We start from the raw sequence: 15866 nt of genomic DNA, 5'->3' as shown, positions 1-15866 counted from the left end.
TTAACAATCATTATGAGTTCCAAGCAAGGTCTAATCATATTAATATCAGGTCCAAGTGGAGTGGGTAAGGGAACAATTGTTAATCATTTGTTATTAGATAAAGAATTAAAATTAAACCTTTCAATTTCAGCAACCACTAGAAAAATTCGTGAAAATGAAATTGATGGTGTTCATTATCACTTTAAAACCAAAGAAGAGTTTCAAAAAATGATTGATGATAACGCATTATTAGAATATGCTAATTATGTTAATAATTTTTATGGAACCCCTTTATCAACCGTTAAAGAGATCGTTAATAAAAACGAAAATCTAATCTTAGAAATCGAATACCAGGGCGTGTTGCAAGTTTTAAATAAAGGTTTTAGGACATTAAGTATTTTTATAACACCACCATCACAAGATGAATTAATTAATCGCTTAAAAAAACGTGGCACAGAAAGTGATGAAACAATTAATAAGCGTTTAGAACAAGCGATCAAAGAATATGCACATAAAGAGTTCTATGATCATGTTATTGTTAATGATGATTTAGATAAAACGATTGATAAAATCAAAAAGTTAATTAAAGAAAGTATTGAATAATGAAAAAGATTTATGCAAGTTCAACCCATGTTGGGATCGTGCGTGAAGAAAACCAAGATGCAGTCTTTGTTGGCACAAATCAATATCACAATATTATGGGCTTAGTTTGTGATGGTTTAGGTGGATATAAAGGTGGTGCGATTGCTAGTTCATTAACTCGTGATCTAATCCAAGAAACCTTTTTATCAACCAATTTTAATAACCTTAAAGACGAACAAGTTGAAGAATGATTCCATAAATTATTGTTTAGATGTAAACAACAAATTTATGACTACATTCAAGCTAATGATGAACAGTTCAAAAAAGAACATGAAAATGCTTCATTAAAACAAATGGCAACAACAATCGTGTTGTCAATTATTGCTAATAAAAAAATCTATACTTTCTGAGTTGGTGACTCTCGCGCTTATTTGATTGCTAAAAATAAAGACGTAAACCAAATTACCAACGATCATAACTTGTATAACTATCTGAAAAAAATCAAAGCTTCACCAGTTACATTTAAAGCTAATGAAAAAGAATTATTAGCTTTAACTAACATCGTTTCAAAAGATACTAGCAAACTTGAGTTTGATACTTCAATCGATTATCTAAACGACCATGATGAATATTTATTATTATCATCTGATGGTTTTTATAACTTCGTAATGCCTGAACAATTCCACGATTTATTAAGCATTACAGACGATATGCAAAAAGTTACGGATAACTTAATTGAAAACGGAATGAATGCGATGTCAAATGACAATTTAAGTGTGGTGGCAATTAAATTAACTGAGGTTGTGAATGGCTAATAATAAGCCAAATAAAGCCAATAAAAAAAATAACCGTTCGAATGTTTATCTAATCCCGAATGACAAATTATTTAATCAATATGTCATTATCAAACAGCTTGCTGAAGGGGGGATGAACTCTGTCATTTATACTGCCAGAAACATCATGGCAGAGCCTAATAAAGTTCATGGTGCTAAAAAAAGCATTGTTGTTGTTAAGATTGTTAAGAAGAATCCAGAAGACAGCGAAGATAAATGAACTAAATTACGCCAAGAACTAATTACTTCTTCAAGAATTAGTCATCCCAACTTGATTTCAACATATGATATTTCAGATAACGAACTAATCGTTGAACGTAACAATCGTTTTATTCGTTTAGAAGATATTGTTGTTATCGTGATGGAATACGTCCAAGGTGTGACGTTAAGAAAATATATCTCGACCAAAGGTAGTCTGTCAGTTAAAGAAGCGCTGTATTACTTCAGAAGAATGGTTGAAGGGATACAAAAATTACATAACTATTCGCATAAAATCATTCACCGTGACCTTAAGCCTGAAAACTTAATGTTATCAAAGGACTATCGTGAATTAAAGATTATTGACTTCGGGATTGCTTCATCAATTACGACTGATGCTGCTTTAAAAATCTTAACCAACGAACAAGCATTATTTGGAACAGAAGATTATATGTGTCCTGATGTGCTTGATAAAGAAATTGTTTTTGACGAACACAAAAAACCAGTTATCAATCCTAAAACCAACGGACCACTAACCCAAAGAAAAAAACCAACTGTTCAATATGACTTTTATGCTTTTGGGGTAATTTTGTTTGAAATGATCACAGGACAAAAACCGTTCATCAAACAAAATAAAAAAGGCCAAGAAGTAATTAATTTACCTAAACAATACGATGTGCCTTTGATGAAAGCGATGGGTTTTGATGTTCCCAACAGTGTTGAGAACATTGTTTTTCGCTGTATGGCATCGAAAAAAGAAGATCGCAAGTTTAGATATAATTCGTGTGAAGAAATTTTAATTGATCTTAATAATATTGAAGCTAATAAAGACGAAGAACTATTAAAGCCAATTGAAAAACGGGTTTTACAACAAGATGAATTATTCAAACCAACTGAAATCACTGTAGAATCTGAACCAATTATTTTTAAATATTGAACGTTTTGATTAATCACAGGGTTGGTAATTTTAATTATTTTATTAACAACTGGATTGTTAATTTATAACTTTACAGGAACTAAATAATGATTGCTCGGATTATTGAAATCAATGCCAATGATTTGTTTTGTGAGATCAATAATCAAATCATAAAACTCCATGCTCCTGGTAAGTGAAAATACCAAAAAATTAAACTGGTAGCTAACGACTTATTAGAAGTTAATGATTCATATGAAATCATTAAATTAATTGATCGTAAGAATTATTTAAATAGACCAAAGGTTGCTAATTTGGACTATGTAATTTTGGTATTTTCACTTAAAGATCCAGAATTAAATTTAAAACAATTAATGAAGTTTATGATCTATTTTGAATCGCAATTAAACTTCAAACCACTGATTGCTTTTTCTAAACTGGATTTGTTAAAAAACTACGAAGAATTTAACAAAATTTATCAAGCATTGATTGATAGCAACTATCAAGTTTTTAGACTTAATAATGATCAAGATTTTGATCAATTAAAAAATTTAATTAAAGATAAAACAACATTATTTTGTGGTCATAGTGGAGTTGGTAAATCAACCTTAATTAAACGCCTGGATAATTCGATTCAAATCTGAACTCAAGAAGTATCAACTAAACTTAAACGGGGAAAAAATACAACAACATCAACAAAACTTTATCGTTTTTTAGATGGTTATTTAGTTGATTCACCAGGGTTTTCTATTTTTAAATTAGAACTAAGCAAAGAACAATTAAGTTATGGCTTAATTGATTTTAAGAATTTACAAACTTTATGTAAATTTAAGGATTGCCAACATTTAGAAAACAGCATTGATTGCGCTGTTAAAAAACAGATTAATACATTAATCTATCAAATATATTTAAGTCTAATCAGCACGATATTTTAAAATAAAGCTAACAATACAATTAAAAGGGAGAGAACAATGATTAAATTAAAATTTGACCTGATAAAAGATGTTGATCATGCTAAATTAACAAGCAAATATCAAAAGAAATTAGACGTTATTTATGATCAATTAATTAATAAAAAAACACCTAGTGCTAATATGCTAGGTTGAATTGATTATGTAAATCAAGATTTTAGTGATTTATACAAAAAAATTGACGATCAAATTAAAGCTTGGGATGAATTAAAAATTACTGATGTTGTTGTAATTGGTATTGGTGGATCATTCACTGGTGTTAAAGCTATTTTAGATATGGCTGCTTATCTACCAAGTCAACAAAAAAGAAAAATTCACTTTGTTCGTAGTTTAAGTGAAAATTCATTAGTAAGTGTTTTTGAACAAATTAAAGATAAAAACTGAGGTATTGTTGTTGTTTCAAAATCAGGAACAACATTAGAACCATCTGTTGGATTTAAATTATTCAGAGAAGAATTATACAAACAATACAAAGATAAAGCACCAGAACGAATTGTGGCAATTACTGATCCAGAAAAAGGTGTATTGCACGATCTAGCTGTTAAGAATAAATATGCAATGTTCCCGATTTATTCAAGTATTGGTGGACGTTATTCAACATTAACACCAAGTGGGTTGTTAGTAGCTGGATTAGTAGGTATTAATTACAAAGATTTAATTAATGGTGCTAACCAAGCAAGAACTGATTTATTTAAAACTGGTGATTTAACCAAAAACACTGCTTTTTGTTATGCAGCACTAAGATATTATCTTTACACTGAACTTAAAAAAGATGTTGAAATTGCTGTAACTTATGAAGAACAACATGAATATTTAATGCTTCAACATCGTCAATTATTTGGTGAAAGTGAAGGTAAAGGTTTAAATTCTTTATTCCCAACTTATTCAGTAAATACAACTGATTTACACTCAATGGGACAACTATACCAACAAGGTAAGAAGATTTTCTTTGAAACAGTATTTTCATTTGAAAAAGGTAATAGTAACTGCTTAAAATTAGCTAAATCTCAATTTGATAACGATGATCAATTAGATTACATTGCTAACAAATCAGTTAACGAATTAAACTACGTTGCATGTCAAGCGACAAAACTAGCTCATGCTAATGCTGATGTTCCAATCATTGAAATTGATGTTGAACAAAACAATGCTTATGCATTTGGTTATGTTTATTACTGAATGTGTATAGCAACTTCTGCTTCATGTTTATTACTAGGACACGATCCATACGACCAGCCTGGGGTTGAAGATTACAAACAAAGAATGTTCAAAATGTTAGGTAAGTAATGAGCGACTTGTTGTTTTCAATCTTACCAATGCTTAACAATTTTGATGAAGCTAAACTAATTCATTATCGTTCTTTGGGACTTAATAAAATCCATTATGATGTGATGGATGAATTTGTAAACAACACAGCTTTTGATGAACGCTATGTTGATAAATTGCATGAACTTGGTTATCAAGTTAATGTGCATTTAATGGTCAATAAAGTGGCAAACAACATTCTGACATACGCTAAAACTAAATGTGATGCTGTGTCATTTCATGTTGAGCCATTAGCTAACAACAAACCATTAATTGCTAAATATTTAGCTTATCTAAAAACTAATAATAAAAAAGTTGGTTTGGCATTTAAATTTAATACGGATATCAACGAATATTTAGAATACATTAAATTAGTTGATTATGTTACTTTAATGTCAGTCGAACCAGGAGCTGGTGGACAATCATTTGAACCTTTGGTTTATCGTAATATTGCAAAACTAATTAAATTCAACAAAGATTTACCGATTGAAATTGATGGTGGGATCACGCTTGACAAAGCAATCGAACTAAAAGGATTGGTTTCTGATTTTGTTTCAGGTTCGTATTTTTACAAACTAGATGATCAACAAAAACAAGCAATGTTACAAACAATCAGAGCTGATCATAATTAATCATTTTTATACTTTTGCTAACAAATTTATATATATAAATATATAAACAGTTTAGTTCAGAATTTCATTGGATTTTTAGATAAAATTAATCCAACAAAGACACTAATAAATAAGGAACACACACCATGGCTGTTGAAAACTCAAAAATCTTAGTAATCGAGTCGCCCAATAAGATTAAGACTTTAAAGAAATATTTGAGTGATGATTATGATATTGTGGCTACGGTGGGTCATATTCGTGATTTGCCTAAATACACTTTAGGTTTTAATTTAGAAGACTTCACACCAAAGTGAGAAGTTATTAAAGAAAAAAAGTCAGCAGCTAAATCTACAAAAGCTAATAAAGATAAAAAACCAAAAACTTTAACTAAAGAAGAATTAATTGAAGACTTAGTTAAAAAAGCAAAAAAAGCTGATGAAGTATATCTAGCTACCGACCCTGACCGTGAAGGTGAAGCGATCTCTTGACACGTTTATGATGTCTTAAAACAACGTGGTGTTGATGTTCAAAAATGTAAGCGTATTGTCTTTAATGAAATTAGTGAAAAAGCAGTTAAAAATGCGATAGCTAACCCTCGTGATATCCAAGATGATTGGGTTTCATCACAAGTAACAAGAAGAAGACTTGACCGTTTAATTGGTTTTAAATTATCAAGTTTAATGAAATCAAAATTAAATGCTGATTCAGCTGGAAGAGTGCAGTCAATCGCATTAAAATTTATTACTGAACGTGAAGAATTAATTAATAAATTTGTTCCAAGATTTTGATGAACGTTAGATGTTGTGCTTAAAGATGGCACAGAATTAATGTTAAGAAAAATTAACGATGATTTAGCCAAAAAACTATCATTCAAAGAACTAGAAGAAGTTAGTGGTATTGACTTTAATTCAGAAGCTGACGCACAAATTGTTAAGGATAATTTAACTGATAAATATAAGGTGTATGCAATCGATGCACCAAAATTAAAAAATTCATATCCAAAAGAACTTTATAAAACTTCAACATTACAGCAAGATGCGATTAATAAATTAAAATGAAGATCAGCTAAAATCACATCAGTTGCTCAAGAATTATATGAAGGGGTTGAAATTAATAACGAACAAATCGCATTGATTTCATACCCAAGAACTGATAGCACAAGATTAAGTCCAGAATTTGGTGAATATACTTTAAACTATATTGCTAAAACTTATGGTGAAAATTACCAAGCTAATGCTGAACAATTAGCTAAAGAACCAAAATCTGCGAAAAAACAAAAGATTAAAGTTCAAGATGCTCACGAAGCGATTCATCCAATTGATATCACAATTACTCCAGAATCAATTCGTGATAAGGTTAGCAATGATCAATACAGTTTATATAAATTAATTTGAATTAGAACTGTTGCTCACTACATGGCACCAGCCATCTATGAACGAGTAAATATTCGTTTTATTAATAACGAAAATAAATTTTATGCTGTCAATAATATTCTTAAATTTGATGGTTATAAGAAAATTTATTCTCACTTTGATGACCAAGATCATTTAAGAAAAATTAAATTAGAACAATTCAGTGTTGGTAAAGAGTTTGAAGCTAAGGATGTGATGATCAATGAGCACCAAACTACTCCACCACCAAGATATACTCAAGCAACATTAATTGAAGCACTTGAAACTGAAGGTATTGGTCGTCCTTCAACTTATTCAACAATTCTTAATGTTGTATTAAAAAGAAATTATGCTGAATTATTAAACAGTCGTTATTATAAGATGACTGAATTAGGTCAAAAAGTGGCTAGTGAATTGGATAAAAATTTCCCTGCAATCATGGATAAAGCCTTCACTAGAAACATGGAAACAACCTTAGATGAAATTGCTCATGGTCAAACTAATGATGTGATTTATCTAAAAGATTTTTGAACTAAATTCTCAGATGATCTAGAAGAAGCAAAAAGTAAAATTGTTAAAAAAGTTGAATACATTGAAGGTAGAAATTGCCCGAATTGTGATTCTAGATTAGTTCAACGCCAAGGCCGATATGGTGCTTTTGTTGGTTGTTCGAATTTTCCAAAATGTAAATACATAGACAAGCCTAACAAAGAACCTAAAATCATCATTTATGAAGATGGTGTTGAGTGTGATTTATGTCATTCAAAATTAGTGCGAAGAGTATCTAAACGCAAGAGCAAAAACACAGAATTCTTGGGCTGTTCAAACTTTCCAACTTGTAAATTTACCAAGAGCTTAGAACCAAAATCTGAAGAAGATGACGAATCAATTCGTGATTCATCGATTATTTAGTGATTTAACAAATATTTAATTTTTAATTTACAGTAAATATAGAACTGTTCGTTCAAATTAAAAATTAAATATATTCAATATGAAACACGTAACAAGTAAAGCTGAATTTGAACAATTAATTAAAGATAACAAAAAAGTAGTTGTTGATTTTTATGCTGATTGATGTGGACCTTGTAAGATGTTTGGTCCTGTTTTTGAACAAGTTTCAAAAGAAAAAACTGATTGAACATTTATTAAAGTAAATGTTGATGAAGCAGAAGAATTATCAATTAAATACCAAGTAGCAAGTATTCCAACTCTATACACCTTTAAAAATGGTGAAATAGAAAATAAAAAAATTGGATTTATTCCTAAAGAAGTTTTATTAACTTTATTAGATTAATTAGATAATTAATTGTTTAAAAAACGACAATAATAAAAATATTGTTGTTATTTTTAAAAAAATATGTTATTATTTATGAGGTTGTCAATTTAATAGTTGTTGGCAGCTGAATGTTCCTTGAAAACTGAATAGAATCTGTCATTTTCTGAGAGTTTGATCCTGGCTCAGGATTAACGCTGGCGGCATGCCTAATACATGCAAGTCGATCGGATGTAGCAATACATTAGAGGCGAACGGGTGAGTAACACGTATCCAATCTGCCTTATAGTGGGGGATAACTAGTCGAAAGATTAGCTAATACCGCATAACAAGTTAACTATCGCATGAGAATAACTTTAAAGAAGCAACTGCTTCGCTATAAGATGAGGGTGCGGCATATCAGCTAGTTGGTGAGGGTAATGGCCCACCAAGGCGATGACGTGTAGTTATGCTGAGAGGTAGAATAACCACAATGGGACTGAGACACGGCCCATACTCCTACGGGAGGCAGCAGTAGGGAATTTTTCACAATGGGCGAAAGCCTGATGGAGCAATGCCGCGTGAACGATGAAGGTCTTTTTAGATTGTAAAGTTCTTTTATTTGGGAAGAATAATCGTTAGAGTGGAAAGCTAACGATCTGACGGTACCATTTGAATAAGTAACGACTAACTATGTGCCAGCAGTCGCGGTAATACATAGGTTGCAAGCGTTATCCGGATTTATTGGGCGTAAAACAAGCGCAGGCGGATTAGAAAGTCTGGTGTTAAAAGCAATTGCTTAACGATTGTATGCATTGGAAACTTCTAGTCTAGAGTTTGGTAGAGAGTCCTGGAACTCCATGTGGAGCGGTGAAATGCGTAGATATATGGAAGAACACCAGAGGCGAAGGCGAGGACTTGGGCCAATACTGACGCTTAGGCTTGAAAGTGTGGGGAGCAAATAGGATTAGATACCCTAGTAGTCCACACTGTAAACGATGGATGTTAAGTGTCGGAGCGAATACTTCGGTGCTGCAGTTAACACATTAAACATCCTGCCTGAGTAGTACATTCGCAAGAATGAAACTCAAACGGAATTGACGGGGACCCGCACAAGTGGTGGAGCATGTTGCTTAATTCGACGGTACACGAAAAACCTTACCTAGACTTGACATCTTGGGCGAAGTTATAGAAATATAATGGAGGTTAACCCAGTGACAGGTGGTGCATGGTTGTCGTCAGCTCGTGTCGTGAGATGTTGGGTTAAGTCCCGCAACGAGCGCAACCCTTATCGTTAGTTACTTTGTCTAACGAGACTGCCAACGTAAGTTGGAGGAAGGTGGGGATGACGTCAAATCATCATGCCCCTTATGTCTAGGGCTGCAAACGTGCTACAATGGCCAATACAAACAGTCGCCAAACCGTAAGGTGGAGCTAATCTGTAAAGTTGGTCTCAGTTCGGATTGAGGGCTGCAATTCGCCCTCATGAAGTCGGAATCACTAGTAATCGCGAATCAGCCATGTCGCGGTGAATACGTTCTCGGGTCTTGTACACACCGCCCGTCAAACTATGAGAGCTGGTAATATCTAAAACCGTGTTGCTAACCGCAAGGAAGCGCATGTCTAGGGTAGGGCCGGTGATTGGAGTTAAGTCGTAACAAGGTACCCCTACGAGAACGTGGGGGTGGATTACCTCCTTTCTATGGAGTATATTAATACACAAACACGATATACACCTGTTACTAAAATAACGGTGAAATTAAAATCCAACAAAATAGTTAAACCCATTAAAGCAAATTTATTAACTTAAACATTGTTGGTCAGATTCTATTCAGTTATCAAGGGGCATTCAAATAAAAATAATATTTCATAATTTATCCCTTTAAAATTTGCGTAGGACACATGTCCTGCGTTTTTTTATGTTCACCAAATTTTAATTAATTTCAGATTAAAAAATTGACAAAGTAAATAACCCTTAATAAAATTGATTTAATCCTTAAAATTAAGCATTAATTTTAAGTTGTCAAATTAAATATGGTTAATAATGGAATTTAGAACAAGAAGAATATTAAGATTTATTAGTTATCGAAGTTGTGTTTGCCAGTTTTTAGCATTATTATTCATTTTGATATTCTTGTTGTTTTATTTGAATTACTTTAATGGTGATGCAAAACTAACCAAAGATGATACAAACGATTTATCATCAATTGTTTTTAGTTATCTTACTTCCAGTGTTGGTTTTGTTTTCTTTGTTGCATCTAGTTATTCTTATGGAATGGCTTTTGTTTTTTATATCAATAAAATTAGTTTAAGAAGCTTAATTAAGCAACATACAAGAATTAATTTTGCATGGGTTTTATTATCATTTATTCCATTAATAGGATTTATAATCGATTGTTTTATTTACAACCGTTCTATTGAAAATTCTGTTAAAAACGATGAGTTATCAAAACGTGAAGAACACTGATTGTTTACGGTTACTATATCAAATGAATTCATAAGAATTTTAAAAATTCTTGAACAAAGTAGGATAAATCGAAAAATTAATCAGAATGATTTAAACTTTCATTTTAAGATATCAATAGATATTACAAGCACAATATTTGGAGCAATTTTAACAATCTTATTGTCTTTTGCTTTTTGATCAGGACAACAAGAATTATTTGCTTTTCATCAAGATTTATATAATCTTTTTCTTTTTATAATTAGCTGTTCTTTGTTAATAATAGTTTTATGTTTAATTATTGGAATAGTTCTTTTTTCAGATGATTTTGCAAACAAACAAAAATCATTCTTAAATCAATTTAACAACAATAAGCATCAATTTTATAAAATTGTTTTCTTTCCATGAATTTTAACTAAATCAATGTATGAAAATGATTGTTTCTTTGTGAATATAGAAGAAAACAACTCAAATAAAGAGGTTAATATTAATGAAGTCAATTAAAAGTGCATTAACCTTTATGAGTTATCGCAGTTTAATTCTTAATTGTATTCTTGCTGCTACTTTAATTTTATTTTTAACATCAATATTATTGTTTAGATATTTAATGAATAATAGTGATCAAATTTATTTAAACAATAAAGAAGATTTAATCAAAGGATTATTTTTATTTGGATTAGTAAACTATTTCACTTTATCCTTTGTTATTGGTGCTAACTTTGTTTATTGAATAAACAAAGTTGTATTAAGTAAAAACATTAATGAACTAGCAAGAATTAATGTTTTTTGAACTTTTATTTCATTCATTCCGTTGTTATCAATAATTATCGATGGTCTAATCTTCAAAAGAATTAATAATCTTAATAAGGATCGAGATTTAAATTGAAACAAACAAAAATTCCATTTTTTATTTTCAATAAATTTAACAAAAACAATATTTGGAACATTAATTTTATTAGGTTCATTTTTAATATTATCTACTTATGAAGATTCTTTTTATAAAAATTATTTAACAACTGAATATAATGCGGTTGCTTATATAATGTTGGCTATTTTTCTCTTATCAATTCTTATCAAGATGATAATCTTTATTTATGATTTGGTAAGGATTAAAAATATTGTTGATAAATTAAATTTAAAAAATAAAAAATCAGCAATACCACTAATTTTGTTTCCCTGAGTTATAAACAAAAAGATTTATCAAAACTAAAATTTTAATAAAAAAAGCCGCACTCATTAGTGCGGATTTTTTATGAATTTTTTTATTTTAGTTGATTAATAAAAATAAATTATTAATTTCAATTTATATCAAAATTACCGTGTATTTTTAATTTTTTTTAATTTGTAATATAAAAAATATTTAATGAATTTAATTAATTAAATTTTTATATTTAATAATTCTTCATAAGAATAATTAGCAACAATAATGCTTGAAAACCAAATTAGTGATAAGGCTTTTTTCTTTTTATAAACTAAAAGTTTTAAATAAATCGATATTCACATTAAAGCTAATAAAAATCAAACTATATTTCATCCTTTAGCACTTAAAAAACCATAAAGGCGAAACAATCTAAAATTAATTTCTTGGAACCAATCATTAGCTTGATCAATATTATTTTCGTTTATATATAAATTTCAAAAAGGAAAAGTTTTAGTTTGGTTTGCTAATAATAACAATAATAAACAAATAACAATAGTTATTGTTAAATGGATTAATTCAAAAATAAACAATATGGTATTCAACAAACCTTTATTAACAATTAAGTGTAAAGGTAATGTATGTTTGGTTTTTGTAAAGAAAAAAATTCCAAAACAAAATAAAGAAAAGACTAGCATAATAGCTAATGGAAAGAATCAGTAGAAATCAAATAAGAATTCTCTTTTGTGTTTATCTCAATAAAAATATATTCCCAATGAACCAATTAATATAGATAAAAAATAAACTAGTACAAATAACAAAAATTGTTTTGTTATAAAAATATTTTTAGGTGTTTTCATTAATTATTTACGAAAAAAACAACAATTTTTAATTAATAACTTTTATTAAACAATCTAAAACTTTCTTTTGTTTTTTCTAAAAAATTTTCATAATCAAGATGAATTATTATTAAAGATAAAAAACTAAATATTGATAAGTATTTATGTTTTGTATGAATTGGCAATTTTAAATAAATAAAAAACCAAATTAAACCAACAAAAAATCAGATAATATTTCAACCATAAGCACTTAACCATCCATAGTTATAAAAACTTCATCATTGAATGGTTAAAAACCAATCATTTGTTGTGGGAATATCAGAATCAAGTCCTCTATATCTTAATGCAGCTGGTATTGTTTCTGTTCAGTAAATAACGTATTTATTTTTTCATTTTTCTAATAAAACAACGGTTAAAATGACTAAAAATGATAATAAAAAATGAATTATTTCAACAACAGAAAATGCTAAATAAAAGTTCTTTTTTCTTTCAATTAATTTCAATGAAATTTTATGTTTAGTTTTAGTTAAAAAGAAAATTAAACCAATAACTATTGAAAAAGCTAAAATAACAGCTCAAGGAAAAAGACGATAAAAAGTGTATAAGTATTCTGTTCTATGCTGTTTTCAATAAAAGAATAAACCAAGTGTACCAATAGTTATTGCTATCAAATATGTGATTACTAGCAACAAGAATTGTTTAGTTTTAAAAAGAACAGTCTTATTTGTTAATTGTGGATTCATATTCATCTTTTAAAAAGTGTTCACAATAACATTAAAATCAAAAAGTCTTTAATAACTTTTTCCTTGTTTTTCAAATGAAACATCAAAATCTTAGTTGGAATGAAAATATTAAAGTATTGCTTTAAGTAAGCAAACAATTTTAATCATTTCATCCTTCATAATTTATCCTTATTTATCTAATTAAATTTGAATTTTTCTAAGGATAGTTTATTTTAATAATAACCTTCAAACACTTTATTGATTTATAAAAAAATAGGTTGTCTTTTGATTAACAAAAAAGGTAATTAAATTTTCAATAAATATTGTTAATTAAAAAATATATGTTAACCCAACCAGAATAATAAAAAATAAATAAACTTAGCTCTTGGTTTAGCTCTTAAAAAAGCTACATTTCGTGGTAAAATATATAACGGTTGTTTAAATATTGATTACCTTCATCAATATTGTATTTTTTATATATACATGATGTATTTGAAAATGTTTAGTCAATCTAATGATTGCTTAATCATATCCAAATAAACCAAACCATCTTATTTAAGCAGCCTTATAAAAGGAACAATTTAGCTAAATAGCATAATGAAAGAATCAAACCTCAGTATAAAAGGTGTTGTGAAAGAGATTATTAAAGGTGACAAATTTAAAGTATTACTAGAAAATAATCTTTTAATTGAAGCACATGTTTCAGGCAAAATTAGAATGCACAAAATTCGTATTTTACCTGGTGACAGTGTGGAAGTTGAATTTAGCCCTTATGATCTAACTAAAGGGCGAATTACTTATCGTCATTAATCAAAACAATAACTATGAAAGTAAGATCATCAGTAAAACCAATTTGCAAGGATTGCAAAGTTATTAGACGTCAAAGGGTTGTAAGAGTTATCTGCAAAACCCCTAAACACAAACAAAGACAAGGATAGAATATGGCACGTATTTTAGGAATCGATATTCCCAACAATAAGCGCGTGGAAATTTCATTAACTTATATTTATGGAATTGGAAAACCTCGTGCTCAAGAAATCTTAAGAAAAGCAAAAATCGACGCAAACAAAAGAGTTAAAGACCTAACTGACGAAGAGTTAGCTCTAATTCGTTCTGTTGCTAGCACTTACATGCTAGAAGGTGATTTACGTCGTGAAGTAGCATTAAACATTAAACGTTTAATGGAAATTGGTTCTTATACAGGACTTCGTCACAGAAGAGGTTTACCTGTAAGAGGTCAAAGAACTAAATCAAACGCAAGAACACGTAAAGGTCCAAGAAAAACCGTTGCTAACAAGAAAATTGAAAGTAAGTAATAAGAAATTATGGCTAAGAAGAAAAAAACAGTTGCCAGCAATGGGATTGCTCACATTCACGCAACTTCAAACAACTCAATTATTACCATCACTGACATTAATGGTAACGCTTTAACTTGATCATCTTCAGGTGCAATTGGGTATAAAGGTGCTAAGAAAAAAACACCTTACTCAGCTGGTGTAGCTGCTGAAAAAGCTGCTAAAGAAGCTATGGCAATGGGTCTAGCTACTGTTAAAGTTTATGTAAATGGTGTTGGTAGAGGTAAAGAAACTGCAATTCGTTCATTGGCTGCTTGTGGATTAACAATTACTGAAATCCACGATGTAACACCAATTCCTCACAACGGTTGCCGTCCTCCTAAAAAACCTCGTTAATTATTAAAGGGAATAACATGCAACAATTTCTGCGATATAACATCAACGTTATTAAAGAAGATAACGACAAAAACTATGGTAAATACATCATCAAACCTTTAGAAAGAGGTTTTGGTGTAACTATTGGTAACGCTTTAAGAAGAGTAATGCTAAGCCATTTACCAGGTTCATCTGTGTTTGCTCTTAAAATTGAGGGTGCTTCACATGAATTTGGATTTATTCCAGGCGTTAAAGAAGACGTTACTGAAATCGTTTTGAATGTTAAAAACTTAGTTGTTTGAATTAACGACAACGTGATTAGCGATCAAGACTTAATCGATACTCCAATTGAAAAATGACCAGTAATGACAATCCGTGCTAAAAAAGCTGGAATTATTAAAGCTGGTGACATTGAATGTCCTCCTGGATTTGAAATTATTAACAAAGAATTAGAAATCTGTACTTTATCAGAAGATGCAGAATTAAACATTGACATCTACGCAACTAGAGGTCGTGGTTTTAAACCTGCTGCTGATAACCGTGCTGAAATCGGTTCATTATCGATCATTCCAGTAGACTCAAACTTCAGTCCAATTATTAAAGTTGGTTACCAAGTTGAAGAAAAAACTTCAGATGTACTAACTGATGAATTAATTATTGAAGTTGCTACTAACGGTTTAATTAAATCTGGTGATGCAATCGGAATGGCTTCAAAAATTCTTTCTGACCATTTAAAACCATTAATTGATATCAATAAATCATTACATGATATTCAAGTTTTAAACGAAAAGAATGTTGAAGAAAAGAACAAAAAACTTTCAATTCCAATTGAACAATTAGATTTAACTGTTCGTTCATACAATTGTCTAAAACGTCACGGGATTCAAACAGTTGAAGAATTAGTAACACGTTCTAAATCTGAAATTGAAAATATCCGTAATTTAGGTAAAAAATCAGTTCGTGAAATTAATAAGAAATTAAGTGAACTGTACGATTTAAAACTTAAGAATAACTAATAA

17 protein-coding genes and 1 rRNA gene are annotated in these 15866 nt (G+C 29.7%); 16 read left to right on the top strand and 2 right to left on the bottom strand.

Features of this window, described 5'->3' with window-relative positions; translation table 4 throughout:
* Nucleotides 1-12: 12 nt before the first annotated feature.
* The 11 genes from gmk to JJE79_RS03365 all read left to right on the top strand — a co-directional run bounded on the left by gmk (nucleotide 13) and on the right by JJE79_RS03365 (nucleotide 11688).
* Nucleotides 13-582 (top strand): guanylate kinase, encoded by a 570-nt coding sequence (gmk, locus tag JJE79_RS03415; protein ID WP_222926271.1) that lies wholly within the window; start codon nucleotides 13-15, stop codon nucleotides 580-582.
* A complete protein-coding gene (locus tag JJE79_RS03410; protein WP_222926269.1) occupies nucleotides 582-1376 on the top strand; it encodes a PP2C family serine/threonine-protein phosphatase in 795 nt (264 codons plus the stop codon). The genes gmk and JJE79_RS03410 overlap by 1 nt, the downstream gene beginning before the upstream one ends.
* Nucleotides 1369-2616 carry a serine/threonine-protein kinase gene (locus JJE79_RS03405; RefSeq protein ID WP_222926267.1) on the top strand — a complete coding sequence of 416 codons (1248 nt, stop codon included), beginning with the start codon at nucleotides 1369-1371 and terminating at the stop codon, nucleotides 2614-2616. Before JJE79_RS03410 ends, JJE79_RS03405 begins: the two co-directional genes overlap by 8 nt.
* Nucleotides 2616-3440: a ribosome small subunit-dependent GTPase A gene (gene rsgA, locus JJE79_RS03400; RefSeq protein ID WP_222926265.1), complete on the top strand. Its 825-nt coding sequence runs from the start codon at nucleotides 2616-2618 to the stop codon at nucleotides 3438-3440. Before JJE79_RS03405 ends, rsgA begins: the two co-directional genes overlap by 1 nt.
* 36 nt (nucleotides 3441-3476) lie before the next feature.
* Nucleotides 3477-4763: a glucose-6-phosphate isomerase gene (locus tag JJE79_RS03395; RefSeq protein WP_222926264.1), complete on the top strand. Its 1287-nt coding sequence runs from the start codon at nucleotides 3477-3479 to the stop codon at nucleotides 4761-4763.
* On the top strand, nucleotides 4763-5413 hold the full coding sequence (locus JJE79_RS03390) for a ribulose-phosphate 3-epimerase (protein ID WP_222926263.1): 651 nt from the start codon (nucleotides 4763-4765) through the stop codon (nucleotides 5411-5413). Before JJE79_RS03395 ends, JJE79_RS03390 begins: the two co-directional genes overlap by 1 nt.
* 125 nt (nucleotides 5414-5538) lie before the next feature.
* Nucleotides 5539-7695 (top strand): type I DNA topoisomerase, encoded by a 2157-nt coding sequence (gene topA / locus JJE79_RS03385; RefSeq protein WP_222926261.1) that lies wholly within the window; start codon nucleotides 5539-5541, stop codon nucleotides 7693-7695.
* Nucleotides 7696-7774: 79 nt separating this feature from the next.
* A complete protein-coding gene (gene trxA, locus JJE79_RS03380) occupies nucleotides 7775-8077 on the top strand; it encodes a thioredoxin (RefSeq protein ID WP_222926259.1) in 303 nt (100 codons plus the stop codon).
* Nucleotides 8078-8218: 141 nt separating this feature from the next.
* Nucleotides 8219-9735, top strand: a 16S ribosomal RNA gene (locus tag JJE79_RS03375).
* 344 nt (nucleotides 9736-10079) lie between these two features.
* Complete coding sequence (locus JJE79_RS03370) at nucleotides 10080-10982, top strand: hypothetical protein (protein ID WP_222926257.1); 903 nt, start codon at nucleotides 10080-10082, stop codon at nucleotides 10980-10982.
* Nucleotides 10969-11688, top strand: coding sequence for a hypothetical protein (locus tag JJE79_RS03365; protein ID WP_222926255.1), 720 nt, complete (start codon nucleotides 10969-10971; stop codon nucleotides 11686-11688). Before JJE79_RS03370 ends, JJE79_RS03365 begins: the two co-directional genes overlap by 14 nt.
* 167 nt (nucleotides 11689-11855) lie before the next feature.
* On the opposite strand, the gene JJE79_RS03360 is transcribed toward JJE79_RS03365, so the two are convergent.
* On the bottom strand, nucleotides 11856-12314 hold the full coding sequence (locus tag JJE79_RS03360) for a hypothetical protein (RefSeq protein ID WP_222926253.1): 459 nt from the start codon (nucleotides 12312-12314) through the stop codon (nucleotides 11856-11858).
* A 194-nt stretch (nucleotides 12315-12508) separates the two neighbouring features.
* Entirely contained in the window at nucleotides 12509-13204 is a 696-nt protein-coding gene (locus JJE79_RS03355) for a hypothetical protein (protein WP_222926252.1), read from the bottom strand.
* Between the two features lie 570 nt (nucleotides 13205-13774).
* On the opposite strand from JJE79_RS03355, the gene infA reads away from it, so the two are divergent.
* From infA to JJE79_RS03330, 5 genes are read left to right on the top strand one after another with little or no spacing between them, the layout of a single operon-like run.
* On the top strand, nucleotides 13775-13987 hold the full coding sequence (infA, locus tag JJE79_RS03350) for a translation initiation factor IF-1 (protein ID WP_222926251.1): 213 nt from the start codon (nucleotides 13775-13777) through the stop codon (nucleotides 13985-13987).
* 14 nt (nucleotides 13988-14001) lie between these two features.
* Entirely contained in the window at nucleotides 14002-14115 is a 114-nt protein-coding gene (gene rpmJ, locus JJE79_RS03345) for a 50S ribosomal protein L36 (RefSeq protein WP_011113890.1), read from the top strand.
* Nucleotides 14116-14118: 3 nt separating this feature from the next.
* Nucleotides 14119-14493, top strand: coding sequence for a 30S ribosomal protein S13 (gene rpsM, locus JJE79_RS03340; protein ID WP_222926250.1), 375 nt, complete (start codon nucleotides 14119-14121; stop codon nucleotides 14491-14493).
* Nucleotides 14494-14502: 9 nt separating this feature from the next.
* Entirely contained in the window at nucleotides 14503-14868 is a 366-nt protein-coding gene (gene rpsK, locus JJE79_RS03335; protein ID WP_222926249.1) for a 30S ribosomal protein S11, read from the top strand.
* A gap of 17 nt (nucleotides 14869-14885) precedes the next feature.
* Nucleotides 14886-15863: a DNA-directed RNA polymerase subunit alpha gene (locus tag JJE79_RS03330; RefSeq protein ID WP_222926248.1), complete on the top strand. Its 978-nt coding sequence runs from the start codon at nucleotides 14886-14888 to the stop codon at nucleotides 15861-15863.
* The last annotated feature ends 3 nt before the right edge of the window (nucleotides 15864-15866 follow it).

This window comes from Mycoplasma sp. E35C, from assembly GCF_019873825.1.
Classification (GTDB): domain Bacteria; phylum Bacillota_I; class Bacilli_A; order Mycoplasmatales; family Mycoplasmoidaceae; genus Mycoplasmoides.
The sequence above is the reverse complement of the archived record's forward strand: the minus strand, read 5'-3'. Positions and strand labels throughout refer to the sequence as shown.